Raw genomic sequence first — 24613 nt, 5'->3', positions numbered from 1 at the left:
GAGCGTGCTCGCCGAAACCAATGCGGCTGTTCTCACGCGGGAATTACGGATCGTTTTACGACTCACCAGATGCCTTCCTCGCGGAACGTGAAGTGAACACACTGCAGTTGTGCGCGTTACGGCACGCCCCGATTCGCATGTGTGTCCGTCATATTCCTCAGCGCAGCGCAAGCGACGAGCGGGAGCCGCACCCGTCGGGACGCGAGATTCCACCCGGGCGGCGGCAACGAGGAAGGAAGGAAAAGACGACCGGCCGGGGCGACATGACGCGTCCCGGCCGGTCCGAACGGCACCCGCACGGCCGTACGGAGATCAGGGTGACGCGTTCGTATATCGGAGCCGCTTCGGCGAAGTTGCCTGAGCGTTAACGAGATTCCGGAACAAATACCGCGACTAGAACGACCGCCAGTAGCCCAGCGAGTGGACCCGGTCCTTGGGCAGGCCGAGCTCCTTGCGGACGTACGATGTCAGGGTGCGGGTGGTCGCGGTGTCGCAGGCTATCCAGACGTACGCCTGTGCCGGGTCGTCCCCGAGCAGACCCGGAAGCGCGGCCCGGACCTCCGCGACCAGGTGCGCGCCCTCGTCGCGGCGCGGCACATGGCGCACCTCGTGGTGCGGGGCGCCGGCGCGGAGCGGCAGCTCGGCATCGGACTCGTGCGGGGTCTCGAACCAGACGGTCGCCGGGGTTTCCGGCATCGAGCCGAGCAGGGAGTTGATTGCGGGCAGCGACGCCGGGTCGCCGATCACGAACAGCCGGGACGGCAGCGGGTCGGGGACGGTGAAGCCGGTGCCCTGGAGGGTCGCCTCGATGGTGTCGCCGGGACCGGCCTTCCGCGCCCAGTCGCTCGCGCACCCGTCGTGCAGCGCGAACTCCAGGCTGAAGGTGCCGGCCTCCGGGTCGGGGTCCACTAGGGTGTAGGCGCGCTGATGCGGTTTGCCCGCACTGTCGAACCAGAGCCGCACCCACATCGTCGGGTGCACCCCGGTCGCGCCGAGCATGCCGCCGTCGGCGAGGTGGACCCGCCGGTACCGCTCGGTGACCTGCTCGGCGCCGGTCACCGTGAATGCGAAGTCCTTGCCCCGAAACAACTTGAGGACGACGCCCTCCCAGCCATGCCCCACCGTGCTCTCCTCCCCATCGCGCCGGTTAAGGTTAGGTCAGCCTAACCTAAAGGAGGACCGGGTGACCGAGGTCTACCGGGACAGCTGGGGCATCCCCCATCTGCGCGCGGGCAGCGCGAACGAACTCGCCTTCGCCCAGGGGCACAACGCGGCGGTCGACCGGGCCTGGCAGCTGGAGATCGAGCGGCACCGGGCGCGGGGCACGACGGCCGCCTTCCTGGGTGAGGAGGCCGTCGTCTGGGACCGCTTCGCCCGGCAGGCGCGGCTCGACGACACCGCGCGGCGCTGCTACGAGGCGCTGGACGCCGAGACGCGCGCGTGGGTGGCGGCGTACGTCGACGGGGTGCGCGCCGGCCTCGCGGAAGGCGCGGCGGCGGCGCCCGAGTTCGCGAGGTGCGGTCTCGCGCCCGGGGAGTGGGACCCCTGGACGCCGCTGTCGATCTGGCTCACCACCCACATCCTCTTCGCGGGCTTCCCGACCAAGCTGTGGCGCGAGGAGGTCGCCACGCGCCTCGGCGACGAGGCGATCGACCTCTTCGCGGTGGACGGCCCGGCGACGGCGGGCTCCAACGGCTGGCTGGTCACCGCGGACCGCACCGCCAGCGGCGCCCCGATCATCGCGGGCGACCCGCACCGCTTCATCGAGGACCCCGGCGTCTACCAGCAGGTCCATCTGGTCTGCCCCGAGTACGACGTCGTGGGCCTGGCCTTCCCCGGGGTCCCCGGTGTCCCCCACTTCGCCCACACGGGCAGCGTCGCCTGGGCGATCACCAACGCCATGGCCGACTACCAGGACGTGTACCGGGAGCGGCTGCGCCGGGCGCCCGGAGGGCTCGAAGCGCTCGGCCCCGACGGCTGGCGCCCGGCCTCCCACCACACCGAGACCGTCGAGGTCTCGGGCGCCGAGCCCGTCACCGTCGAGATCGTCGAGACGGAACGCGGCCCGGTGATCATCGGCGCCGCGCCGGAGGGCGACGGCATCGCGGAGGCCATCAGCCTGCGTTACATCCCGCGCGTCACCGCCGAGCTCGGCTTCGCCGCGATCCCCGCGCTGCTGCGCGCCCGGAGCGTCGCCGACGTCGACCGGGCCTTCGACCGCTGGGTCGAGCCCGTGAACGTCGTCCAGGCCGCGGACACCGCCGGCGGGCTGCTGCACCGCACCGCCGGGCGCGTACCGCTGCGGCACGACGACAACGGGCTGCGGATCGTGCCCGCGTGGGAGCCTGCGCACGAGTGGCGGGGCTGGCACGAGCCGATGCCCCGCGCCGAGGTCGAGGACTTCGCCGTCATGGCCAACGAGCGCCGTCTCGCCGGGCCGCTCGGCGTCGAGTTCGCGCCCCCGCACCGCGCGGACCGCATCGCCGAGCTGCTGCGGGAGTCGAAGGGCTGGACCGCCCCGGACATGGCGGCCGTGCACATGGACACCCATCTCGCCTCCGCCGCCCCACTGCTGGAGCTGATCGCCGGTCTCGACGGGCTCGCCCCCGAAGCCGCCGGGCTGCGCGAGCGGCTGCTGGGCTGGGACCGCCGGATGGACGCGGACAGCACCGTCGCCGCCGCCTACGCCGCGGTGCGGCACGCCGTCGTACGGCGGCTCGTCGCGCACCCGGAGCTCGCCGCGCTCGCCGGGCCGCTGCCGTATCCCGCCGTCTTCCGGCCCTGGCTCGCGCTCGTCGTGAAGACCGGCTACGCGCTGGAAGGGCTGCTGACGACGCGGCTGCTGCCGGGCATCGACCGGACCGACGTCGTGCGGCAGGCCCTGGAGGAGGTCGCCGCCGCACCGCCGGAGGCCACCTGGGGCGACCTGCACCGGCTCGCGCCCTGGCAGGCTCTGCCCGCGGCCGACGGCTCCGGCGAGGAGTGGCCGGGGATGGCCGGCGACCACGACTGCGTGCTGGCCACGTCCAGCGTCCCCGGCCTCACCGACCACGGCGCGCGCGGCCCGTCCGCCCGCTACGTATGGGACCTCGCCCGGCGCGAGGACAGCCTCTGGGTGGTCCCGCTGGGCGCCCGGGGCATCCCGGGCGACGCCCACCACCGCGACCAGCTGCCGCTGTGGCTGCGCGGCGCCCTGGCGCCCGTCGTCACCGACTTCGACAAGCTCGCCAAGGAGAGACAGCATGACCACTGACGCCTCGCAGGACCGGGCCGTGCACGAGCAGGCCCTCGACGGTTTCGGGACGGTGCGGGTCCGCCGCCTGGATCCGGAGCGCGACGTCGACACGATCCACTCCTGGGTCACCCAGGAGCGCGCCCGCTTCTGGGGCATGGGCGAGGCGACGCGCGAAGAGGTCCTGGAGATCTACCGGCACATGGACGGGCTGACGACCCACCACGCATGGCTGATCGAGTGCGAGGGCCGGCCGGTCATGCTCTTCCAGACGTACGACCCGGAGGCCGACCGGGTCAGCGAGTGCTACGCCACCGAGCCGGGCGACGTCGGTGTCCACCTGATGGTCGGGCCCCCGCAGGGCGCGCCGCGCCCCGGTTTCACGGCAGCGATGCTGTCCGTGCTCGTCGTCTGCGTCCTGGCGGACCCGTCGGTGCGGAGAATCGTTGCCGAGCCGGACATCCGCAACGCCAAGGCGGTCGAGCGGCTGGCCCGTACCGGCTTCGAGATCGGGCCCGAGATCGTGCTGCCCGAGATCGACCTCCCGGAGGTCTTCCTCCCGGAGAAGAGGGCCCGGCTGGCCATCCTCCACCGCGAGACGGCGGAGACGCGCGAACTGATCTGACGCCGCGCGAACCGATCCGACGGACCCTCTAGTGCTGGGCGGTTCCCTGTCCGGGGCCGCCCAGCTCCCCCTCCCCCGGCACCACGTGCTTCTGCTCGGCGAAGTGGCAGGCCGAGTCGTGCTTCGCGGGCCCGTCGGTGAGCCGGAAGACTGCCGGAACCGCCAGCTCCGGCACCTCCAGGGCGCATCGCTCCCGTGCCTTCCAGCAGCGGGTGCGGAACCGGCAGCCGGAGGGGATGTCCGTCGGCGAGGGCACGTCCCCGGTGAGGATGATCCGCTCCCGGTGCTCGCGCGCGTCCGGGTCGGGCACGGGGACCGCCGACAGCAGCGCCTGGGTGTAGGGGTGCGTCGGATGGTCGTAGATCTCGGCGTCCTTCCCGGTCTCCACGATCCGCCCCAGGTACATCACGCCCACCCGGTCGGAGATGTGCCGGACGATCGACAGGTCGTGCGCGATGAAGACGTACGAGAGGGCGAACTCGTCCTGGAGCCTCTCCATCAGGTTGACGACCTGCGCCTGCACGGAGACGTCGAGCGCCGAGACCGGCTCGTCCGCGACGATGACCTCCGGCCGCAGCGCGAGACCGCGCGCGATGCCGATGCGCTGGCGCTGACCGCCGGAGAACTGGTGCGGATAGCGGTTCACGTACTCCGGGTTGAGGCCGACGACGTCGAGCAGCTCCTGCACCTTCTGCCGCCGCGAGCCCTTCGGTGCCACCTCCGGATGGATCTCGTACGGCTCCCCGATGATGTCGCCGACCGTCATCCGCGGGTTCAGCGAGGTGTACGGGTCCTGGAACACCATCTGGATGTTGCGCCGCACGGCCTTGAGCGCACGCCCGGAGAGCCGGGTGATGTCCTCGCCCTTGTAACGGATCTCCCCGCGCGTCGGCCGCTCCAGGCTCACCAGCAGTCTGGCGAGGGTGGACTTGCCGCAGCCGGACTCGCCGACGATGCCCAACGTCTCGCCGGGGAACAGGTCGAGGTCGACGCCGTCGACCGCCCTGACCGCACCCACCTGCTTGCGGAGGACGATCCCCCGGGTGAGCGGATAGTGCTTGTACAGGCCGCGGGCCTCGATGATCGGCTCAGCCACGGAGGCACTCCCGGTAGAAGAAGCAGGCGCTGCCGCGGTCCCGGCGCACGTCGAAGAGGTCGGGCTCGTCGGTCGTGCACACGTCCTGGGCCATCGGGCAGCGCGGATGGAAGGCGCAGCCGGACGGGATGTGCAGGAGGTTGGGCGGGAGGCCCTTGATCGCGTACAGCTCCCGGCCCTTGCCGTCCAAGCGCGGGATGGAGTCGAGCAGTCCGCGGGTGTACGGGTGGGCGGGCGCCTTGTAGAGGTCGTGGACGGGGGCGGTCTCGACGATCCGGCCCGCGTACATCACGGCGATCCGGTCGGCGACGTCCGCGACGACGCCGAGGTCGTGGGTGATGAGGACGAGGCCCATGCCCAGTTCGCGCTGGAGCTCCGCGAGCAGGTCCATCACCTGGGCCTGGACGGTGACGTCCAGCGCCGTGGTCGGTTCGTCGGCGATGATCAGGGCCGGTTCCAGGGCCAGCGCCATGGCGATCATGATGCGCTGGCGCATTCCGCCGCTGAACTGGTGCGGGTACTGGCCGAGCCGCTCCTTGGCCGCCGGGATGCGGACCCGGTCCATCAGCTCGACGGCCTTCGCCCGCGCGTCCTTGCGGGACATACCGCGGTGCACGGTGAACATCTCGGCGAGCTGGTCGCCCACGGTCAGCACCGGGTTGAGAGCCGAGAGGGCGTCCTGGAAGATCATCGCCATTCCGGCGCCGCGCACCTTGCGCCGCTCGCGCTCACCGAGCCGCAGCAGGTCCCGGCCCTGGAAGAGGACCTCGCCGCCGGTGATCCGGCCGGGCGGGGCGTCGAGGATGCCCATGACGGCCTGCGCCGTGACGGACTTCCCGGAGCCGGACTCGCCGAGGACGGCGAGCGTCTCGCCCGCGTCGACCGCGTACGAGACCCCGTTGACGGCCTTGGCGATCCCGTCGCGGGTACGGAACTCCACGTGCAGATCGCGTACGTCGAGCAGCATGGCGGCGGGCTCCTCAGCGCAGTTTCGGGTCGAGGGCGTCGCGCACCGCGTCGCCGAGCATGATGAACGCGAGCACGGTGACGGCGAGCGCTCCGGCCGGCCAGAGCAGCATGTGCGGTGCGTTGCGGATGTACGGCGACGCGGCCGAGATGTCGATGCCCCAGGAGACGTTGGGCGGGCGCAGCCCGACGCCGAGGAACGACAGGGTGGCCTCCAGCGCGATGTAGGTGCCGAGGGCGATGGTCGCGACGACGATGACCGGCGCGACGGCGTTGGGCGCGATGTGGCGCAGCAGCAGCCGGGGGTGGGAGGCGCCGAGGGCCCGGGCGGCCTGGACGTAGTCGTTCTGTTTGGCGGTGATCACCGAGCCTCTGGCGATGCGGGAGAGCTGTGGCCAGCCGAGCAGCACCATGAACCCGATCACCGGCCAGACGGTGTTGCTGGTGACGACGGAGAGCAGGACGAGGCCGCCGAGGACGACGGGGATGGCGAAGAAGACGTCGGTGAGCCGGGACAGCAGGGAGTCCGGCAGTGCGCCGAAGTATCCGGCGAGGCCGCCGAGTACGGATCCGAGCAGGGCCACGCCGAGGGTCGCGCAGACGCCGACGGTGACGGAGTTGCGGGCGCCGTACACGGTGCGGGTGTAGACGTCGCAGCCCTGGCCGTCGAAGCCGAAGGGGTGGCCGGGCTGGGAGCCCTCCTGGGCCTTGGCGAGGTCGCAGTCGAGCGGGTTGCCGGAGGCGATCAGCGAGGGCCAGATCGAGATGAGCACCAGGAAGACGATGATCAGGCCCGAGACGATGAAGACGGGGTTGCGGCGCAGATCGTGCCAGGCGTCGGACCAGAGGCTGCGGGGCTTGTCCGCCGGCCCCGGTCCGGTGCCGAGCGGACCGGCGCCGGGCGCCTTCTCCAGGGTCTCGGCCTCGCTCATGGCGAGGTCGGACCCGCCGCCGGCGCCGGTGGGGGCGATGGCCTGCCCGTCCTCGTACTGGGGCTCAGGCATAGCGGATCCTCGGGTCGAGCACGGCGTACAGCAGGTCGACGATCAGGTTCACCAGGAGGAAGACCAGCACGAGGACGGTGACGAATCCGACGACGGTCTGGGTGTTCTGGCGCAGGATGCCCTGGTACAGCTGGTAGCCGACGCCGTGGATGTTGAAGATCCGCTCGGTGACGATGGCGCCGCCCATCAGGGCGCCGATGTCCGCCCCGATGAAGGTGACGACGGGGATGAGCGAGTTGCGCAGCAGATGGCGGCCGATCACGCGGCGGCGGGGCAGTCCCTTGGCGATGGCGGTGCGGACGTAGTCGGCGCGCCGGTTCTCGGCGATGGAGGTCCTGGTCAGCCGGGTGACGTAGGCGAGCGACACGGAGGCGAGGACGAGACCGGGGACGATCAGTTCGCCGAGCGGCGCCTCGGGCGAGACGGACGGCCGGATCCATCCCCATTCGACGCCGAGCAGCAGTTGGAGCAGCAGACCGGTGACGAAGGTGGGGACGGAGATGACGACCAGGGTCAGCAGCAGCACGGAGGTGTCGACGGGGCGGCCGCGCCGCAGGCCCGTGAGCACGCCGAGGGTGATGCCGATGACGATCTCGAAGACGATCGCGACCAGGGTGAGCCGGATGGTGACGGGGAAGGCCGTGGCCATCAGCTCGGTGACGGGCTGTCCGTTGAAGGCGGTGCCGAAGTCACCGGTGAAGACGTTGCCCATGTAGGTCAGGTATTGCTGCCAGACCGGCTTGTCGAGGCCGAACTCCTGGCGCAGCCGGGCGGCGGTCGCGGGGTCGCACTGCCGGTCGCCGCACAGGCCCGCGATGGGGTCGCCCATCACGTTCACCATCAGGAAGATCAGCAGAGTGGCGCCGACGAAGACGGGGATCATCTGCAGCAGACGCCGGATCACATAGCGTCCCATGAGGGGCTCCTGGGGCCTGGACGGGGTGCGTCAGCGGGGGTGGCGGGCCGGCTGGCCGGAGGGGTCATCGGGACGGGGGCAGCGGGGTCAGCTGACCGTGATCTCCTCGTAGACGGGGACGCTGAACTGGTTCAGCGTCACGTTGCCGATCCGCTCCGAGTAGCCGGCGCTGCCGTTCTGGTACCAGAGCGGGATCGCGGCCATCTGGTCCCGTACGACCTCCTCGGCACGCTGGAAGGTCTCGACGGCCTTCGCCGTGTCGGACTCGGCGTTGGCCTCGTCGACGAGCCGGTCGAACTCGGGGTTGCTCCACTTGCCGTCGTTGGACGAGGCGTTGGTGTAGTAGAGCGGCTGGAGGAAGTTCTGGATGAGCGGGTAGTCCATCTGCCAGCCCGCCCGGAAGGGGCCGGCCAGCTTGGACTGGGTGATCTGGTTGCGGAAGTCGGCGAAGGTGCCGACCGGGCCGCCGACGCAGGCCCGGTCGTTGCCGAGCGCGTTGTTGATGGAGTTGCAGACGGCGTCGATCCACTCCTTGTGCGAGCCGCTGTCGGCGTTGTACGTGATCTTCAGCTGGCCGCCGGGGAGCCCGCCGCCCTCCGCGACCAGCTTCTTCGCCTCGGCCGGGTTGTAGGTGCAGGAGTCGCCGCACAGCTCGGGGTCGTAGCCGCCGTCCGCGCCGAGCACCGGTGAGGTCCAGTCCCTGGCGGGGGTGCGGGTCTTCTGGAAGATCGTGTCGGTGATCTGCTGCCGGTTGATCGCCATGGACAGGCCCTTGCGGACCTTCTCCTGGCCCGGCTTGTTCCAGGCCGCGTCGTAGTAGGGGAAGGCGATGGTCTGGATGATCCCGGCGGGGGTGTTGATGTAGCGGTCGCCGAGGTCGGCCTTGACGTTCTTGAGCTGGGCGGCCGGGACGTCGTCGACGAGGTCGAGGTTGCCGGCCATCAGATCGGTGTAGGCCGTGTTGTTGTCGGTGTAGACCTTGAGGTCGATGCCGCCGTTCTTCGCCTTGTCGTCGCCGGGGTACTGGTCCCAGCGGCGCAGGGACATCTGGGAGCCCCGGGCGTACGAGTCGACCGCGTAGGGACCGTTGCCCACGGGCTTGGCCAGCCAGCCGGAGCGGTCGGTGAAGAACGCCTTGGGCAGCGGCGCGAAGGCGGGGTAGCCGAGGGTCTCGGGCCAGGTGGAGAACTTCTGGGTGAGCTTGACCGTGAAGGTGAGCGGGCCGGTGACCTTCAGTCCGCTCATGGTCTCGGCGGTGGGCTCGCCGGATTCGGGGTGGACCTGGTCGTAGCCCTCGATGTAGCCGAAGAAGTAGGCGTTGCGCTGGTTGTTCTTGAGGTGGGCGCCGTAGTTCCAGGCGTCGACGAAGGACTGGGCGGTGACCTTCTCTCCGTTGGAGAAGGTCCAGCCGTCCTTGAGCGTGACGGTGAAGGTGGTGGAGTCGGCGGTCTCGATCTTCTCGGCGAGCATGTTCTGTGCCTCGCCGGTCTTCGGGTCGTAGCGCTTGAGACCGCGGAAGACCATGTCGAGGACCTTGCCGCCCTGGACCTCGTTGGTGTTCGCGGGCTCCAGCGGATTGGGCGGGTCACCCCAGGAGGAGCTGACGATGCCGTCGGCCCCGCCGCCGCCGTCGCCCCCGCCGCCGCAGCCCGTCGCCGCGAGGGCGACGGCGGCGGCGCAGGCGGCCCACGTGCTGTGCGCGGTTCGGCGCATGGAGTGCCTCCTGGGATCCAGGGCATTACAGGAACCCCAATATCACCCCAGAAGTACACATATCGCACGATCGCAACGCCGGGACTTGCCCGGACGGCGCTCAGCCCTTCCGGTCCACCGTCAGCTCCCAGGTGTCGGCGGCGTAGTGCACGGACATGCCGCAGCGCTCGTACAGCCGCAGCGCGCCCGTGGTGTTGCCGGTGTCGACCGCGAGCCCCACGGTCGTCCGGCCGCGGCCCGCGAACTCGGCGAACGCCCGGCGCAGCAGGAGCTCGCCGATCCCGCGGCCACGGGCCTCGCGGAGCACCCCGAGCGCGCCCACCCAGCCCATCGCGTCGCGGTTGTCGCTCCCGAACAGCGCGGCGGCGTCGCCGACGCCCTCGACCCGGGCGATCCACACCAGGGACCAGTCGACGGGGCCCCGCAGTTCTCTCCGCTCCAGCCACTGCTCGTACGTGCGCGTCTGGTGGTCGTAGTGCTCGGCGAACGCCTCCTCCAGGAGCGCGTGGACGAGCCTGCGCTCGTGCTCCGTCCGGCACACGCGAAGGCCGGTCCCGGCGGGGAGCCCGGGCGGCGTGAGCGCATCGTCGACCTCGCGCGTCAGCACGTTGTACCGGCGTACGGGCCGCCAGCCGCGCGACTCCAGCTGTGCCGTGTCCACCGTCGTGGCGGTGGACAGCCCCAGGTGGACGAGGGCGCGCTCGGCCCCCGCGTCCGCCGCCAACCCGGCGGCCCTGCCCTCCACGGCCGCGAGCAGCGCCGCGGTCTCGGCGGTCCGCCCGGGCAGCGCGTACAGATCGCCGCCGACCCGCGCCGTTCCGGGTGCCAGGTCGTCCACGGGCTCGCCGGTCTCCTCCCAGACCATGCCGAAGGCGACGGGCTTCCCGTCCTCCTCGGCGAGCCAGGTGTCGTTCCCTGCGATGTCGTTCTCGACCATGTGGAGGTCGGTCTCGGGATGCCCGATCTCGATCGTGTCGATGTCGTTGAGCAGCCGGTGGACGGCGGGCGCGTCGGCGGGGGTCGCGGGGCGCAGCGTGACGGAGGTCGGATCCATGGGGGCACCCTGGCGCCACGGCGCGGGTGGCAGCAACGGCTTTTCAGCGGCTCGCTCCTCGCTCAGTGGCGCAGAACCGCGGTCAGCTCGGGCAGGAATCCGGCCAGGAAACCGAGGTCGGTCGCGCGGGCGAAGGACGGGTGATCGCGGTACCGGCGCAGGCCCGCCAGCGCCTCACGGCCGAAATAGCCGTCACCGGCGGTGGTCGTGGCGGTCCGGCCCGGCTCGCCCGTCCAGACAGGGTCGGCCGCGATGCGGGGCAGACAGCGCTCGAAGAGCCCGTGGCAGGCTTGCGTGCCTCGCCGCAGCACCGCGTGGTACGGCTCGTGCGGGCCGATCGGATAGGGGGCGGCGGCCAGCGTCGGTCCGGTGTCGATGCCCGCGTCCACCTGGTGGAGTGTCGCGGCGAACTCCCGCTCGCCCCGCAATATCGCGTACACCAGGGCGACTTCTGGCAGCCCTCGGTAGGCGGGCAGCGGGCCGTGATGGACGTTGAGGACGCGCAGCCCGGTGGACAGCACCGGCGCGCGGAAGATCATCCTGTTGTTGAGCGACCAGACGACCCCGTCCGTGCAGGCGGCCACCAGCTCCCCGGCAACGGCGTTGATGTCCGTGACGGCCAGGACGGGGACATCGGGCCTGGCCGAGGCCGGCGGGCTGGAGGCGGCCGGCCCGCAGACCAGGTCCACGGGCAGGCCGCTGTCGAGCGTGTGCTGTACCGCGCGCCAGAGCAGCGCGCCTTCTCCGACGAAGATCACGACACGTCCCGCAGGGCCTCGACGGTCTCGACGACCCGGCCGAGCGTCAGCTTCTCGTTGAACGGCCCGAGCCTGTCCAGGAACTGCTGCGCAGACGATTCGCCCAGTAGTTCCTCACCGAGTGCGGCCAGCATCTCCAGCACGGCGAGCGAATCGCCGCCCAGCGCGTGGAAGTCGGACGAGGACCCGAGGTCGGCGGCGTCACACCGCAGGACGCGCGCCCATATGCGTGCCGTCACCGCCGCGACGCCGGGACCCGGACTGACCTCAACGCCCTCACTGTCCTCACCGTCCTCAACGCCCTCAGCGTGGGGGGTCGGGACATGCACGACCGCTGCCCGCGGCATGGCCGGGCCCTCCGTGACCACGGACCGCCCCTGGTCCGCGGCCGCGGGGGCGAAGGGGTTCGGCAACGCGCGGCGGTCCGTCTTGCCGCCGGCGGTCTCCGGGAGCCGGGGCAGCGTACGCACCGACGACGGCACCAGATGCGGCGGCAACGACTGCGCCAGACGCTCCCGTACCGCGGCCTCGTCGATTCCGCCTCCGGCGTCCCCGGCCGGGACCACGAAGGCGCACAGCGCCAGCACGCCGCTGCCGGGCCGAGGACGGGCCACCACCGCGCACTGTCCGATGCTCGGCAGGGCGGTGAGCGCCGCCTCGACCTCGGCCGGCTCGACCCGGTGGCCGCGGATCTTGATCTGGGTGTCGATCCTGCCCGTGTGCTCCAGCCGGCCGTCGGGAAGGCGGAGCACCAGGTCGCCGGTGCGGTAGGCACGCCGGCCGTCCGGGAGGTGGACGAACCGGTCGGCCGTCAGGTCGGGGCGGCCGAGGTAGCCGCGGGCGAGCTGGACACCGGTCACATGGAGTTCGCCCGGCTCGCCGTCCGGGACCTCGTTTCCCTGCTGGTCCAGCACCGCGACGGAAGTCCGGTGCACGGGAACGCCGATCGGGGCGGACGGGCGTCCGGTGCCGCCGTCCCCTTCGTCGGAGCCGTCGATGACAGCGATGGTGCAGGCCACCGTTGTCTCGGTGGGCCCGTAGATGTTGACGAAGAGACAGTCCGGTCCGAAGGCGTCACGGGCCCGGCGGCTGCCCGCCGCGGTGAGGGTCTCGCCGCCGACCTGGAGCGCCCGGATGCCCGTGGGCCGGATGCCGAGGCGTGCGGCGAGGTCGAGATGGGTGGGTGTCAGCCCGAGGGTGTTGATCCTCCGTCCGGAGAGCATCTCCCGCAGCTTGACGTGGTCGAGCTCGCCGGGCACGGGGACGACGGCGCCCCCGTGCACCAGAGGCGGGAAGATCTGGAGGATCGAGAAGTCGAAGCCGGGCGAGAAGGAGTACGCGGCCCGGGTCTCCTCGTCGCACCGCATGACGGGTGCTGCCCAGCCGACGACGTTGGCCAGGCTGCGGTGCTCGGTCTGCACGCCCTTGGGCCTACCCGTGGAACCCGAGGTGTGGATGACGTACGCCAGATCGTCCGGGCCGGGAGCGGCGGCCATGAGCGCGGCACGCTGTGCCTCGTCCAGTGCCGGTTCGTCTCGTGCCGCGTCTTCGAGGAGCAGCGTCGTGCAGCCGCTGCGCTCCGTCCTTCCGGGCGGGGCCGTCTCCCTGAGGCAGAAGCGTGCCTTCGCGTCGGCCAGCAGCTCTTCGACCCGCTGCACCGGATTGCGTACGTCGATGGGCATGAAGGCCGCACCCGCCTTGAGGACTCCCCAGACCCCGGCAAGGCCGAGGGCGGAGCGGTCCGCCAGGACACCGACGACCTCCCCTCGGCCGACGCCACGGGCAAGCAGTCGGGCGGCGACCGCGTCGGAACGGCGGTCGAGATCCGCGTACGACCAGCGCAATCCCTCGCCGAGCACTGCGGCCGCGTCCGGTCGGCGGGCTGCCCGCGCACGCAGCAGCTGCACCACCGTGGTGTCGAGGGGCGGAAGACCTCCTGGACCGGGAGCGAGCAGCAGTTCTGCCGCCCCGGGCGCCGTAGGTCGTGTCTTCGAAGTCCCGTCTGCCCCGTGGTGTCCGGCACCCTCCCCCAGAGCTCGCGCCTGGGAGGTGCCCCCACCCCCGTAGCCCTTCGGGCACGGGAGGTGCCCCCACGCCGCGTTGTCGTCGGTCGCCGATGTCCCCCGTGACCCTTCGGGCGCGGGAGGTGCCCCCACCGCATGGACTCCCCCTCCTCCGCCCTGCGATCGCACGCACCAGACACCGCCGGGCCCGCCCTTCGGGCGGACGACGCTGCTGTGAAGACACTCCCTCGGCGGTCCGATCGGGGTGGCGCGCGCCGCCGGCGTGGCGCTGCCGAGCGCCGACTCGACACGGTCCAGCAGGTCCTCGCACCGCGCGCCGGCGTCCTCGGCACCCTGGGCGGAGACCACCAGTTCGGTGCGGTCGGGGAGTTCCAGCAGGGCGATGCTGACCGGCACCAGGGGCGCGTGCACCGGGAGGGCGTACACGCTGGTCGCGGTGAACTCCCCGGTGCTGTAGTCCGCCGGGGCCAGCCGTCCTCCGTTCGACACGATGGCCGAGGCGAGATACCGGTGCCGTGCCGTGGCCGCGGCGCGCGAGGCGCCGAGCAGTGCCGCGGCGGCGGGCAAGGGCAGGCGGGCCAGCGCCGCCTCGGCCCCGGCCGCCAGTTCCCGCCGGGAGGCCAGCGCGCCGAGCAGCCTCCGGTGGACCGTGTCCGCGCCCTCTCCGGCCGGGATGTCGAGGAACACGGGCAGCGCCAGGTTCGCCGTGGACGCCGCCTCGGGGGCATGGCGCCTCAGGTCCACCGGGACCATGATCCGGGCCGTCGGGCCCGGTACGGCCCCGGCGACCGCGGCCGCCACCTTCGCTGCCAGCGCCGGGTGCCGGCCGGCCGGCGTACGCCGCCGCCACACCCGGTCGTTCCCCGGCCGGCCCCCGAGCGGCGAGCGCTGATCGAGCCGGAGTGGTGGCCGCTGCCCCGTCCGTCCGACCATGTCGAGCAATGTGTGGTCGGCCAGCGTGCCCGTCGCCCCGTGCGGCGGCTCGTCGCGCAGAACGCGGAACACCTCGGCCGCCCACATCGCGACGCCCTTGAAGTCCATCACCGCGTGGGAGGCGCGGAAGACGACGGTGCCGGGTTCGCCGGTGAGCAGCAGCACCTCGCAGTTCGGGCGGCCCTCCGCCCCGTCCAGCGGGACGGTGAGTCCCGGCACTCCCGTGAGCTTCGTACGGTCGAAGTGCCTTCCGTCGACCACCACGACCCTGGCCGGATCTCCACCGTCGACCCACGTTCGGCCACGGCGCACCAGTCGCGCGCCGGGGCAGGACTGCGAGGCCGCGGCGACAGCCCGGCTCAGGGCCAGGGCGTCGACCGCGCCGTCCCCCTCGACCACGAGCTGGATCACCAGCAGCCCACCCCGCCGGGCGGCGGCCAGATAGGACCACTCGGTGGGGGCCACGGGCCGGTGGAACACGTCCCTGCCGCCGCTCCCGGTGTCCGTGGCGGCATCCTGCGCGGACATCACTGCCTCACTTTCCTGATGAATTCGTCGACGCCGCCGATGCTCTCGATCCATGCGTGGAGCCTCACCATCCCGGTGTCGTGGTCCACCGGCGGCGGGGCCAGATCCCTGCGTGCGGCCGATGTGTCGTACGTCGCCGAACGGGTCAGCAGGGCCAGGCTGTACCGGGACAGGGGCGGCGCGGAGCGCCGGGCCAGCGGCGGCAGTTTCCACACCATGTCCGCCGTGAACGCGAGCGCCCGCAGCAGACCGCGCGGGACCTGTCCGGTGGGCGGCCTGCCACCGAACCGCTCCGCGAGGAGGGCGAGCATGCTCCAGACGTCCACCGGTTCGTCGTCTGCGATGAAGTACGCACGCCCGCCGACTCCTTCGGCGCGGGCCGCCCGCACACAGGCGTCGGCGGCGTTCTCGCAGTAGCACAGCGAGGCGTACACCTTCCGGCCACCGGAGAGGTCGGGCAGACTGCCTGTCATCATCTTCGCGATCAGCCGCGGCATGAAACCGGAGTGGTCACGCGGTCCCCACACGGCCCGCGGGCGCAGCGCGACGGTGGTGAAGTCCGCGCCGTCCGCGGCCAGTACCAGGCGCTCAGCGGCGGCCTTGGTCTCGGAGTAGTGATGGAGATGACGCGCCGGGTACGGCTCGCTCTCGTCGATGCCGAGCCGGTCGCCGCCGCGGACGGCCATCAGCGCGCTGGGGCTGCTGATGAATACGAAGCGCCGCGCCCCGGCCTCCCGGGCAGCCGTCACGAGGCGCTCCGTGCCCACGACGTTCTCGTCCCAGAACTGCCGTCGCGTACCCCTGTCGGTGACCCGCGCCGCGCTGTGGTGCACCGCGTCGACGCCGTCCACCGCCCGGCGCACCGAGGCGGTGTCGCGCAGATCCCCGTAGACGAACTCGACCCCGGGAACGGTGCGGAGATACCGCAGGTCGCTCCGCTCCCGTACGAGGACGCGGACCTCGTCACCAGCGCCTGCGCAGGCGTCGACGATATGGCTGCCCAGGAACCCGGAGGCGCCTGTCACCAGTACTTTCACGCGGCAGCCCGCTTCGTGGCACGCCCGCGCCGGCGCCACCACGCCGCGCCCAGCAGCATGGTGAGGGCGGCTGTCCGCAGGTGCGTGCGCCCGGTCGCGAGTTCGCGCTCCGTGCGCAGTGCGAACGGGATCTGGGCCGCGTGGACGACGACGCTCAGGAAGGCATCGGCCCACCACAGGGCGGTGAGCGCCCCGTGGTCCCAGGGCAGCAGCGGCCAGACGGCCAGGTAGGCCCAGCCGAGCAGCGGAACGGCGCGCAGCGCCCGGTCGGCGGCGGTCGGGCGGCGGTGTCCGGTGAGCCGGTCCTCGGCCCAGCCGGCCAGCAGCTCACGGCGGATCTTGGCGTTGTGGCGGATGTCCACGGGGAACGCGCGGTGCGGCAGGAAGTCGGAGATCGGTTTGGTCACCGGGTTGTTCGCGCCCATGGCACGCAACTCGTCCTCGATCCTCGGCCATTGCTGCCGGTCGGTGCCGGGCGCGAGTTCCACGCACAGCACGGGCCGCTGTCCGCCCTCGGGGCCGAAGCCCACCAGCGCCGCACGCCTCACCTGCGGATGGGCGGCAAAGACTCCTTCGCAGCGCACCGTGTGCAGATCGCCGCCGACGGCGCGGACACGCTGGCTCTTGCGCCCGCAGAACCAGAGCCGTCCCTCACCGTCGATCCAGCCGACATCGCCGGTGCGATGCCAACGGCGCTCGCCGTCGCGGATCTTGTGCTCGGCGTCGGCCCGGTCCGACTGGAAGTAGCGCGGGCTGACCGCCTCGCCGCTGACCACGATCTCGCCGATCTCCCCGGCCGGCAGCGGCAGCCGGGGCGTCCAGCGGGGGACGGGGCCGTCGCTGACCCCGATGACACGGACCGCGGTGCCGGGTGCCGGCCGTCCTACACAGACGCCCAGTCCCTGTGCCGGGCCGTCGGCCGGTGCGGAGAGGGCCTCCCGGCTCTCGATGAGTGTCATCGGCAGGGCCTCGGTCGACCCGTAGGTGCTGAACACCCGGGCCTCACGGGGCAGTGAGTCACGCAGCGCGCTCATCAGTCCGGGGCTCACGGGGGCGCCGCCGGAGACGACCTGGCGCAGCGAAGGGACAGCGGTGCGGGTCCGCGCCAGATATGCGGAGAGCGGGCCCAGCAGGGCGGGGGAGGCGAACATGGCGTTGACGTCGAAGCGCCGGATCGCGTCCGTCAGCACCGCGGGGTCCGCGGCACCGACCCGGCCCATGTTCATCCTCGGCACCACCACGGTACGGCCCGCCGCGAGGTCGAACACCCCCATCAGCGGCAGTGTGACCAGGGAGGTGGTCATGTCGGCGGTGAAATGGGCCCGTTCCACGCCGTGCGCCATGGCGCGCAGCATGCCGAAGGTGATCTCGACCGGCTTGGCCGGGCCGGTGCTTCCTGTGGTGTGGCCGATCAGCGCGAGTTCGTCGGGACCGGCCTTCAGCGGCGCCGACTGCGGCAGTCGCGCGCCGAGGCCGGCCAACGCGTCGAGTCCGCCGCTCCCACGGCCGACCTTGATCACGGACCGGACCCCGGCGAAGGCTCGCGGGCGCAGACGCCGCAGCAGGTGCGCGGACGGTACGCCGATGAACGCCTGGACGCCCACGCGCTCGACGCATTCCAGCATGCGGCCGGGGCCCATACCGGGATCGACCACCACCGGGACCGCGCCGACGTGCATCAGCGCGAAGACCAGGATCAGCAGATCGGAGCCGGGAGTCACCAGCAGGGCGGTGCGGGTCCCGCGGCCGACACCGTGCTCCTTCAGCCCGGCGGCGCAGTCGGAGACCTTCGCGGCGAACTCGGCGTAGTCGAGGGAGCGGTAGCCGGACCGGCCGACGCGGTCGCGCCGGGCGGCGGGGTGGACGACAGCCGTCTTGCCGGGTGTCCATGCGGCGTGCCGGGCGAGCAGTTCCGCCAGGGACGCGTTCTGGCTCAGCCCGCTCGTGGCACCGGTGCCCGGCATCAGCGCTCCGCCCTGTCGTCGCCGGTCAGCCGGTAGAGCGATGCCGCCGAGGTCAGCCCTGCGCCGACGGCGACGAAAAGGAGCCGGCCGTGGCCGTCCAGCCGGCCTGCGTCCTGGGCCTGCCGGAAGGCGTGGGTGAGCGCCGAGGTGTGCGGATCGCCGGCGACTCCTTCGACGGTGACCGCGGCGTCGGAGGCCAGGCCGAGGCGCTTGGCGAGACGGGTCGCGAAGTCGGCGGACGGCTGGGAGGTGATCAGCAGCGTACGTTCCAAGGCCGTCGGTGTCCTGGCACCGTCCACGCCCTCCTCGGCCGCGAGGCAGCCGCGCACCGAGTCGACCGCCAGATCGAGCATCCTCTCCAGTACGCCGCTGTCGCGGTCGACGACGATGTGCGCGCGTCCATCGGAGCCGGCCTCGTCCAGCGGAAGGTACCCGTTGACGCCATGCGCACCCGGCAGCGACCGGTGATGCACCCGGCCGAAGCCCCGGCCGTCGTCGCGGTGTTCCAGCAGCAACGCCGCACCCGTGCTCGCGTAGGGGAACGCGCCGGTGCCGGCCCTGCCCGGGTCCGTCGAAGGGTGGGTGTCGGCCGAGACCACCAGCACCCGCCGGGCGCTGCCCGTGGCCAGCAGCGAACCGGCGGCCTGCACGGCGTTGAGCACACCGCAGGCGCCGTTCATCAGGTCGAAGGAGAACGCGGCCCGTTTGTCGGCCGCGTGCAGATAGTCCGGGTTGATGCCGATGCGCTTCTGGATGAGCGCGGCCACGGATGGTTCGACGATGTTGGAGTCGCGGTAGACCCCGGTGTTGATGAGCACGTCCACGTCCGCGGGGGTCAGCCCCGCCTGCCGGAGACATTCCGCGCCGGCCGACGCCGCGTACTCGATCGAGCTGCCCGTGCCCTCGGCCGGGCTGAGCGCCGCGGCGGTGATGACGGTGGCCATGTCAGACCTCCAGGGAAGAGACGGTCGCGGACAGGAAGCCGGTCACCACACCCGAGGCGGCCGGCACCATGAGGACCTTGGAGCCCTTGGGTATGCGGCGTTCCGCAAGCGCCTGGCGCAGCACCAGATAGTGGGAGGTGGTCGCGGTGTTGGCGAACTCCTCGACGACCGAGAGCGACTGCGGCATCGGGGTCTCGAAGGCGCTTTCGCCCACCTGGCTCATGACGTCGACGAATCTGCTGCCGACCTGGTGGTGGATGACGAAGTCGTATCCCTCGTCGGCGAACCGGCGGCCGTCGGCGGCCAGCCTGTCGCGGTGGAACGCCGGCCACAGCGAGAGGCGGTCCTGGGCGTGCATCTCCTTGTTGTTGGTGTACATGGCCAGGTCGCCGGTCTCGTCACTGGGCATTCCGAGGCACAGCTGCGCATACTCCGCGCAGGTCATCAGTTCGATGTCGTGGATGACGTCCGCATCGTCGACGGCCCGGTCGACGACCACCGAAACGGCCGAGTCGCCGACGGAGAGCGACGCGAACTGCGGGTCCCGGCTGTCCTCCATCTCGCGCGCCGCGGTGAACGCGATCGGAGTGATGTGCTCCCCGCTGACCACCAGCCCGTTGCGCACTTCACCGGAGCGGATCATCCGGTCGAGCAGATAGACGCCGGTCATCATGCCCGCGCAGGCGTTGGAGACGTCGAAGCGAATGGCGCTGTGCGCACCGAGCTCCTCAGCGACACGATGGGCGAACGAGGGCTCGAACTGGAGGCGGCGGCCGTCCGTCGTGCGGCTGATCGAGCAGGAGATCACGATGTCGATCTCCTGTGGAGAGTAGCGCGACCGGTCCAGACAGTCACGGGCCGCCGCGATCGCCATCGTCAGACAGTCCTCGGGGCTGTCGGAGGTGTCATCCGCGACGCGGCGCTCGGAAATTCCGGTGATCCTGAAGAGGTCGAAAGGCGGCACCTTCCCCAAACGGCCGAGCAGTTCGGGAGTGCTCATGACCGCCGAGGGGAGATAGGCGCCGAGGGATTCTAATCGACTGTTGTGCACAAACCGCTCCTGATGGTTTCTCATTCAAACGGCACACCCCGAACAGGGGAAAGCGAAAGGGTGCCGGACAATCTCTGCTCGTGCCGCATTCGCGTCTTGTGGACGCCTTCGAGGAATTCAGCTCCTTCATCAGCTTCCTTGCTGATGGGATCGCTGATGGGATGTAGCTCGATTCGCGGATTTTCCCGACATCGGGTGTGCCCTTGACGACGTTAGCGCACCACTCAGCGTCACCTCACACCGAACCCCTGTGATGATCACCACTCTTTATCGATAGGCATTGCCATGGGCAATGGCCGGAAAGTAGCGCTCAATAGTGGCGAATGCCTGCGGGATACCGGAACGCATTTTGGCTGAATAGAGCGGTGCGACAGCACCGGCTCGGAGATGATTCGGCGGCTCCTACGCCACTGCGCGCGGTCCACCCTCCCCCGCGAACAGCCCATCTTTTCGGCCTGCTCGGCGCATTTCCCGTGTTTCGGCCTTTGCGTCATGGCCGACGTGGCCGCGGCGGAGACGATCGCCCGTCCCCGGCGAAAACGCCGAAGGCGCCCGGAACCGCAGGGGTTCCGGGCGCCTTCACGGCGTACGCGCGCGGGCGGCGGTCAGACCGCGTGGACGACGTCCTTCTCCTCGGCGAAGTGGCACGCCGACTCGTGCGCGGCCGGGGTGTCCTGGCCGGCGAACCGCTCCGGGACCGCAAGCAGCGGCATCTCGGTGGCGCACCTGTCCTCGGCCTTCCAGCAGCGGGTGCGGAAGCGGCAGCCGGACGGCGGGTTCGCCGGGGACGGGACGTCGCCGGTGAGGATGATCCGCTCGCGGCCCTCGCGGGCCTCCGGGTCGGGCACCGGGACCGCCGACAGCAGCGCCTGGGTGTAGGGGTGCGTCGGGTGGTCGTAGATCTGCGTGTCCGTACCGATCTCGGCCATCTTGCCGAGGTACATGACGCCGACCCGGTCGGAGATGTGCCGGACGATCGACAGGTCGTGCGCGATGAAGACGTAGGACAGGTTGAACTCGTCCTGGAGCTTCTCCATCAGGTTGATGACCTGTGCCTGCACGGACACGTCCAGCGCCGAGACGGGCTCGTCGCAGATGATGATCTCCGGGTTGAGCGCGAGGCCGCGGGCGATGCCGATGCGCTGGCGCTGACCGCCGGAGAACTGGTGCGGGTACCGGTTGATGTACTCCGGGTTGAGGCCGACGACGTCGAGCAGCTCCTGCACCTTGCGGCGCCGGTCGCCCTTCGGGGCCACCTCGGGGTGGATGTCGAAGGGCTCGCCGATGATGTCGCCGACCGTCATCCGCGGGTTCAGCGAGGTGTACGGGTCCTGGAACACCATCTGGATGTTCCTGCGGACCGCCTTCAGCGCACGCCCGGACAGCCGGGTGATGTCCTGGCCCTTGTAGAAGACCTCGCCGGCCGTCGCCGACTCCAGCGACATCAGCAGCTTGGCGACGGTCGACTTGCCGCAGCCGGACTCGCCGACGATGCCGAGCGTCTCGCCCTGGTAGAGGTCGAAGGAGATCCCGTCCACGGCCTTGACCGCGCCGACCTGCTTCTTGAAGAGGATGCCCTGGGTCAGCGGGAAGTGCTTGACCAGGTTCCGCACCTGCAGGATCGGCTCGCCGCGCTCGACGGGAGCCTCGATGGCGGCTACGGCCTCCGCCTCGGTGGCCGCGTCGACCGTCTCGACGTCGGTGACGTTCGGGGTCGCGTCCACGGCGTCCACAGCCTCGTCGTTCTTGCTGAGCTCAGCCATGGATCGTCTCCTTCCAGAAGTGGCACGCGCTTCCGCGGCCGGGCAGCTCGGTGCCGTCCTGCTCGCTCACCGGGTGCAGGGCCGGGACGTCCGTGCGGCAGATGTCGTCGGCCTTGGGGCAGCGCGGGTTGAACGCGCAACCGGTCGGCACCCGCAGCAGGTTGGGCGGCAGGCCCTTGATCGCGTACAGCTCCTGGCCCTTCTGGTCCAGGCGCGGGATCGAGTCGAGCAGACCCCGCGTGTACGGGTGCGCCGGGCGCTTGTACAGCTCGTGCACCGGCGCCTGCTCGACGATCCGGCCCGCGTACATCACGGCGATCTTGTCCGCGACGTCGGCGACCACGCCGAGGTCGTGGGTGATCAGGATCAGGCCCATGTTGTACTCGCGCTGGAGCTCCGCGAGCAGGTCCATCACCTGCGCCTGGACGGTCACGTCGAGCGCCGTCGTGGGCTCATCGGCGATGATCAGGTCCGGCTCCAGCGCCAGCGCCATGGCGATCATGATGCGCTGGCGCATACCGCCGGAGAACTGGTGCGGGTAGTCGCCGACCCGGGCCGCGGCGGCCGGGATCTTGACCTTGTCCATCAGCTCGATGGACTTGGCTCTGGCGTCCTTCTTGGACAGCCCGTGGTGCACCCGGAACATCTCGCCGAGCTGGTAGCCCACGGTGAGCACCGGGTTGAGCGAGGAGAGCGCGTCCTGGAAGATCATCGCGATCTTCCGGCCGCGGATCCTCCGGCGCTCCTCGTAGGACATCTTGAGCATGTCCTCGCCGCGGAAGAGGATCTCGCCCTGCGGGATCCTGCCGGGCGGCATGTCGAGGATGCCCATGATCGCCTGGGCGGTGACGGACTTGCCCGAGCCGGACTCGCCCAGCACGGCGAGCGTCTCACCGGCGTTCACGGAGTAGTTGACGCCGTTGACCGCCTTGGCCACACCGTCGCGGGTGTGGAACTCCACGTGCAGGTCGCGGACTTCGAGCAGCGGACCGCCCTGCTCGTCGCCCTCGCGCGGCGCGGGGACGGGCGCGGTTTTGTCGATGATGGTCACGAGTTACGCCCTCCTCAGCGCAGCTTGGGGTCGAGGGCGTTGCGGACGGCTTCGCCGAGCATGATGAACGCCAGAACGGTGATGCTCAGCATGATCGACGGGTACAGCAGGATGTGCTGCGACGTACGGATCTGCTGGACACCGGCGGAGACGTCGACGCCCCAGGAGACGATGGGCGACGCGAGACCCAGACCCAGGTAGGACAGGGTCGCCTCGGCCGAGATGTAGCCGCCGAGCGCGATGGTCGCGACGACGATCACCGGGGCCATGGCGTTCGGCAGGATGTGCCGGAACAGGATCCGGACCGTCCCGGCGCCCAGCGCCTTGGCGGCGTGGACGTAGTCCGCCTGCTTGACGGTGATCACGGCACCGCGCATGACGCGGGTGATCTGGGTCCAGCCGAGGAACGCGAGGGCGAAGACGACCACCCAGATGGTGCGCTCGGTGAAGGACTGCAGGACGACCATGGCGCCGAGCAGGAAGGGGATGCCGAAGAAGATGTCGGTGATCCGGGAGAGGACCGCGTCCACGATGCCGCCGAAGTAGCCGGCGATCATGCCCATGGTGCCGCCGACGATGGTGACGATCAGGGTGACGCAGATACCGACGATCACCGAGGCGCGGGTGCCGTAGATCAGGCGTGCGTAGACGGACCGGCCCTGGATGTCGTAGCCGAGCCAGCCCTCGGAGCCGATCTTGCTGAGTTCCGGCTTGCCGATGTAGTGGTTGGCGAGGTCACCGGCGGTCGGCGAGGCGCTGGTGAACCAGCCGGGGAAGGCGGTGAGCACCAGCAGGAAGAAGATCAGCACGGACGAGACCAGGAAGTACGGGTTGCGGCGCAGGTCGTGCCAGGCGTCGCCCCAGAGGCTGCGGGCCTTGTCCTGCTTCTGCCGGGGCGCGGGCTCCGCCGCGGAGGGCGGTGCGACGGCGTCCTCGACGGCGGCAGCGGTCTTGGTCACGTCAGGCATAACGGATCCTCGGGTCCAGGACCGCGTACAGCAGGTCGATGAGCAGGCTGGTGACGAGGTAGACGAGCACCAGGATCGTGACGAGGCCGACGATGGTGGTGCCCTCGCGCCGCGAGATCGACTCGTAGATGACGCCGCCGACGCCCTTGATGTTGAAGATGCCCTCGGTGACGACCGCGCCGCCCATCAGGGCACCGATGTCGGTGCCGAGAAAGGTGACGACGGGGATCATCGAGTTGCGCATCAGGTGGACGCCGATGACCCGGCGCTTCGGCAGGCCCTTGGCGATGGCCGTACGCATGTAGTCGGCGCGCAGGTTCTCCGCCATGGAGGTCCGGGTGAGCCGGGCCACGTAGGCGAGGGAGAGACCGCCGAGCACAATGGCCGGCGCGATCAGCTCCGACATTTGTGGCTCGACCCCGACGTTCGGTGCGATCCAGTTCAGCTGGAAGGCGAAGACCATCTTGATGATGAAGCCGAGCACGAAGACCGGGATCGAGATGATCAGCAGGGTGAAGATCAGGATGGCGTTGTCCGCCAGGCGGCCGGCCTTCAGACCGGCGATGACGCCGAGGCCGATGCCGAAGATCAGCTCGAAGGCGAAGGCCAGTGCGGCGAGCTGCAGAGTGATGGGGAACGCGTCACCCAGCACCTCCGTGACCGGGCGACCGTTGCGGATCTGGTTGCCGAAGTCGAAGTGCAGGACGATGTTCGTCATGTAGTTCCAGTACTGCTGCCAGATCGGCAGATCCAGCCCCAGCTCCTTTCTCTTCGCGGCGAGTGTCGCGGGGTCCACGCCCTTGTCGCCGAACAGACCCGCCACGGGGTCGCCGGGCAGGCTGTAGACCATGAAGAAGATCAGAGCGGTTGTCCCGAGGAAGACCGGGATCATCTGGAGCAGTCGTCGTACGACATAGCGCCCCATCATGCCTCCGTTGAGATGTGACTGCGGCAGCCGACAGGCCCTCCCGCGACACCGGCGCCCC

19 protein-coding genes are annotated in these 24613 nt (G+C 70.8%); 2 read left to right on the top strand and 17 right to left on the bottom strand.

The genetic code is table 11. From position 1 onward, the window contains the following. Positions 1–393 precede the first annotated feature (393 nt). The gene (locus KK483_RS23645) at positions 394–1122 is read right to left on the bottom strand and encodes a siderophore-interacting protein (protein WP_262007236.1); all 729 of its coding nucleotides are present in this window, start codon (positions 1120–1122) and stop codon (positions 394–396) included. A gap of 61 nt (positions 1123–1183) precedes the next feature. Here KK483_RS23645 and KK483_RS23640 point away from each other — a divergent pair, with 61 nt between their 5' ends. Together KK483_RS23640 and KK483_RS23635 are read left to right on the top strand one after the other, a co-directional pair. Continuing rightward, a complete protein-coding gene (locus KK483_RS23640) occupies positions 1184–3253 on the top strand; it encodes a penicillin acylase family protein (RefSeq protein ID WP_262007234.1) in 2070 nt (689 codons plus the stop codon). After that, positions 3243–3857 (top strand): GNAT family N-acetyltransferase, encoded by a 615-nt coding sequence (locus tag KK483_RS23635; protein WP_262007233.1) that lies wholly within the window; start codon positions 3243–3245, stop codon positions 3855–3857. Before KK483_RS23640 ends, KK483_RS23635 begins: the two co-directional genes overlap by 11 nt. A gap of 28 nt (positions 3858–3885) precedes the next feature. Here the strand turns inward: KK483_RS23635 and KK483_RS23630 are convergent, their stop codons facing one another. From KK483_RS23630 to KK483_RS23555, 16 genes are all read right to left on the bottom strand, one after another. Next, positions 3886–4953 (bottom strand): ABC transporter ATP-binding protein, encoded by a 1068-nt coding sequence (locus tag KK483_RS23630; RefSeq protein ID WP_313879476.1) that lies wholly within the window; start codon positions 4951–4953, stop codon positions 3886–3888. Beyond that, a complete protein-coding gene (locus KK483_RS23625; protein ID WP_262007231.1) occupies positions 4946–5920 on the bottom strand; it encodes an ABC transporter ATP-binding protein in 975 nt (324 codons plus the stop codon). Before KK483_RS23625 ends, KK483_RS23630 begins: the two co-directional genes overlap by 8 nt. A gap of 13 nt (positions 5921–5933) precedes the next feature. Then, positions 5934–6923, bottom strand: coding sequence for an ABC transporter permease (locus tag KK483_RS23620; RefSeq protein WP_262007230.1), 990 nt, complete (start codon positions 6921–6923; stop codon positions 5934–5936). Continuing rightward, positions 6916–7839 carry an ABC transporter permease gene (locus tag KK483_RS23615; RefSeq protein WP_262007229.1) on the bottom strand — a complete coding sequence of 308 codons (924 nt, stop codon included), beginning with the start codon at positions 7837–7839 and terminating at the stop codon, positions 6916–6918. The genes KK483_RS23620 and KK483_RS23615 overlap by 8 nt, the downstream gene beginning before the upstream one ends. A gap of 87 nt (positions 7840–7926) precedes the next feature. After that, a complete protein-coding gene (locus KK483_RS23610) occupies positions 7927–9552 on the bottom strand; it encodes an ABC transporter substrate-binding protein (protein ID WP_262007228.1) in 1626 nt (541 codons plus the stop codon). Positions 9553–9652: 100 nt separating this feature from the next. Continuing rightward, complete coding sequence (locus KK483_RS23605) at positions 9653–10606, bottom strand: GNAT family N-acetyltransferase (protein ID WP_262007227.1); 954 nt, start codon at positions 10604–10606, stop codon at positions 9653–9655. A 62-nt stretch (positions 10607–10668) separates the two neighbouring features. Continuing rightward, on the bottom strand, positions 10669–11364 hold the full coding sequence (locus KK483_RS23600; RefSeq protein ID WP_262007226.1) for a formyltransferase family protein: 696 nt from the start codon (positions 11362–11364) through the stop codon (positions 10669–10671). Next, a complete protein-coding gene (locus KK483_RS23595; protein ID WP_262007225.1) occupies positions 11361–14849 on the bottom strand; it encodes a non-ribosomal peptide synthetase in 3489 nt (1162 codons plus the stop codon). The genes KK483_RS23600 and KK483_RS23595 overlap by 4 nt, the downstream gene beginning before the upstream one ends. Beyond that, a complete protein-coding gene (locus KK483_RS23590; RefSeq protein ID WP_262007224.1) occupies positions 14849–15886 on the bottom strand; it encodes an NAD(P)-dependent oxidoreductase in 1038 nt (345 codons plus the stop codon). Before KK483_RS23590 ends, KK483_RS23595 begins: the two co-directional genes overlap by 1 nt. Continuing rightward, on the bottom strand, positions 15883–17850 hold the full coding sequence (locus tag KK483_RS23585; RefSeq protein WP_262007223.1) for a fatty acid CoA ligase family protein: 1968 nt from the start codon (positions 17848–17850) through the stop codon (positions 15883–15885). The genes KK483_RS23590 and KK483_RS23585 overlap by 4 nt, the downstream gene beginning before the upstream one ends. Next, positions 17850–18794, bottom strand: a complete 945-nt coding sequence (locus tag KK483_RS23580) for a hypothetical protein (protein WP_262007222.1) — start codon at positions 18792–18794, stop codon at positions 17850–17852. The genes KK483_RS23585 and KK483_RS23580 overlap by 1 nt, the downstream gene beginning before the upstream one ends. A 1-nt stretch (position 18795) precedes the next feature. After that, the gene (locus KK483_RS23575; protein ID WP_262007221.1) at positions 18796–19869 is read right to left on the bottom strand and encodes a 3-oxoacyl-ACP synthase III family protein; all 1074 of its coding nucleotides are present in this window, start codon (positions 19867–19869) and stop codon (positions 18796–18798) included. Positions 19870–20450: 581 nt separating this feature from the next. Next, on the bottom strand, positions 20451–21608 hold the full coding sequence (locus tag KK483_RS23570; RefSeq protein WP_262007220.1) for an ABC transporter ATP-binding protein: 1158 nt from the start codon (positions 21606–21608) through the stop codon (positions 20451–20453). Then, a complete protein-coding gene (locus KK483_RS23565; protein WP_262007219.1) occupies positions 21601–22659 on the bottom strand; it encodes an ABC transporter ATP-binding protein in 1059 nt (352 codons plus the stop codon). Before KK483_RS23565 ends, KK483_RS23570 begins: the two co-directional genes overlap by 8 nt. Positions 22660–22673: 14 nt before the next feature. Next, complete coding sequence (locus KK483_RS23560) at positions 22674–23627, bottom strand: ABC transporter permease (RefSeq protein WP_262007218.1); 954 nt, start codon at positions 23625–23627, stop codon at positions 22674–22676. Beyond that, positions 23620–24552: an ABC transporter permease gene (locus KK483_RS23555; protein WP_262009659.1), complete on the bottom strand. Its 933-nt coding sequence runs from the start codon at positions 24550–24552 to the stop codon at positions 23620–23622. Before KK483_RS23555 ends, KK483_RS23560 begins: the two co-directional genes overlap by 8 nt. Positions 24553–24613 lie beyond the last annotated feature (61 nt).

This window comes from Streptomyces sp. FIT100, from assembly GCF_024584805.1.
Classification (GTDB): domain Bacteria; phylum Actinomycetota; class Actinomycetes; order Streptomycetales; family Streptomycetaceae; genus Streptomyces.
The sequence above is the reverse complement of the archived record's forward strand: the minus strand, read 5'-3'. Positions and strand labels throughout refer to the sequence as shown.

Excerpts from the sequence above, each read along its gene's own strand:
- KK483_RS23635 (WP_262007233.1), top strand. The coding sequence starts at position 3,243 with ATGACCACTGACGCCTCGCAGGACCGGGCCGTGCACGAGCAGGCCCTC.
- KK483_RS23625 (WP_262007231.1), bottom strand. The coding sequence starts at position 5,920 with ATGCTGCTCGACGTACGCGATCTGCACGTGGAGTTCCGTACCCGCGAC.
- KK483_RS23620 (WP_262007230.1), bottom strand. The coding sequence starts at position 6,923 with ATGCCTGAGCCCCAGTACGAGGACGGGCAGGCCATCGCCCCCACCGGC.
- KK483_RS23615 (WP_262007229.1), bottom strand. The coding sequence starts at position 7,839 with ATGGGACGCTATGTGATCCGGCGTCTGCTGCAGATGATCCCCGTCTTC.
- KK483_RS23610 (WP_262007228.1), bottom strand. The coding sequence starts at position 9,552 with ATGCGCCGAACCGCGCACAGCACGTGGGCCGCCTGCGCCGCCGCCGTC.
- KK483_RS23605 (WP_262007227.1), bottom strand. The coding sequence starts at position 10,606 with ATGGATCCGACCTCCGTCACGCTGCGCCCCGCGACCCCCGCCGACGCG.
- KK483_RS23595 (WP_262007225.1), bottom strand. The coding sequence starts at position 14,849 with ATGTCCGCGCAGGATGCCGCCACGGACACCGGGAGCGGCGGCAGGGAC.
- KK483_RS23585 (WP_262007223.1), bottom strand. The coding sequence starts at position 17,850 with ATGCCGGGCACCGGTGCCACGAGCGGGCTGAGCCAGAACGCGTCCCTG.
- KK483_RS23580 (WP_262007222.1), bottom strand. The coding sequence starts at position 18,794 with ATGGCCACCGTCATCACCGCCGCGGCGCTCAGCCCGGCCGAGGGCACG.
- KK483_RS23575 (WP_262007221.1), bottom strand. The coding sequence starts at position 19,869 with ATGAGAAACCATCAGGAGCGGTTTGTGCACAACAGTCGATTAGAATCC.
- KK483_RS23570 (WP_262007220.1), bottom strand. The coding sequence starts at position 21,608 with ATGGCTGAGCTCAGCAAGAACGACGAGGCTGTGGACGCCGTGGACGCG.
- KK483_RS23560 (WP_262007218.1), bottom strand. The coding sequence starts at position 23,627 with ATGCCTGACGTGACCAAGACCGCTGCCGCCGTCGAGGACGCCGTCGCA.
- KK483_RS23555 (WP_262009659.1), bottom strand. The coding sequence starts at position 24,552 with ATGGGGCGCTATGTCGTACGACGACTGCTCCAGATGATCCCGGTCTTC.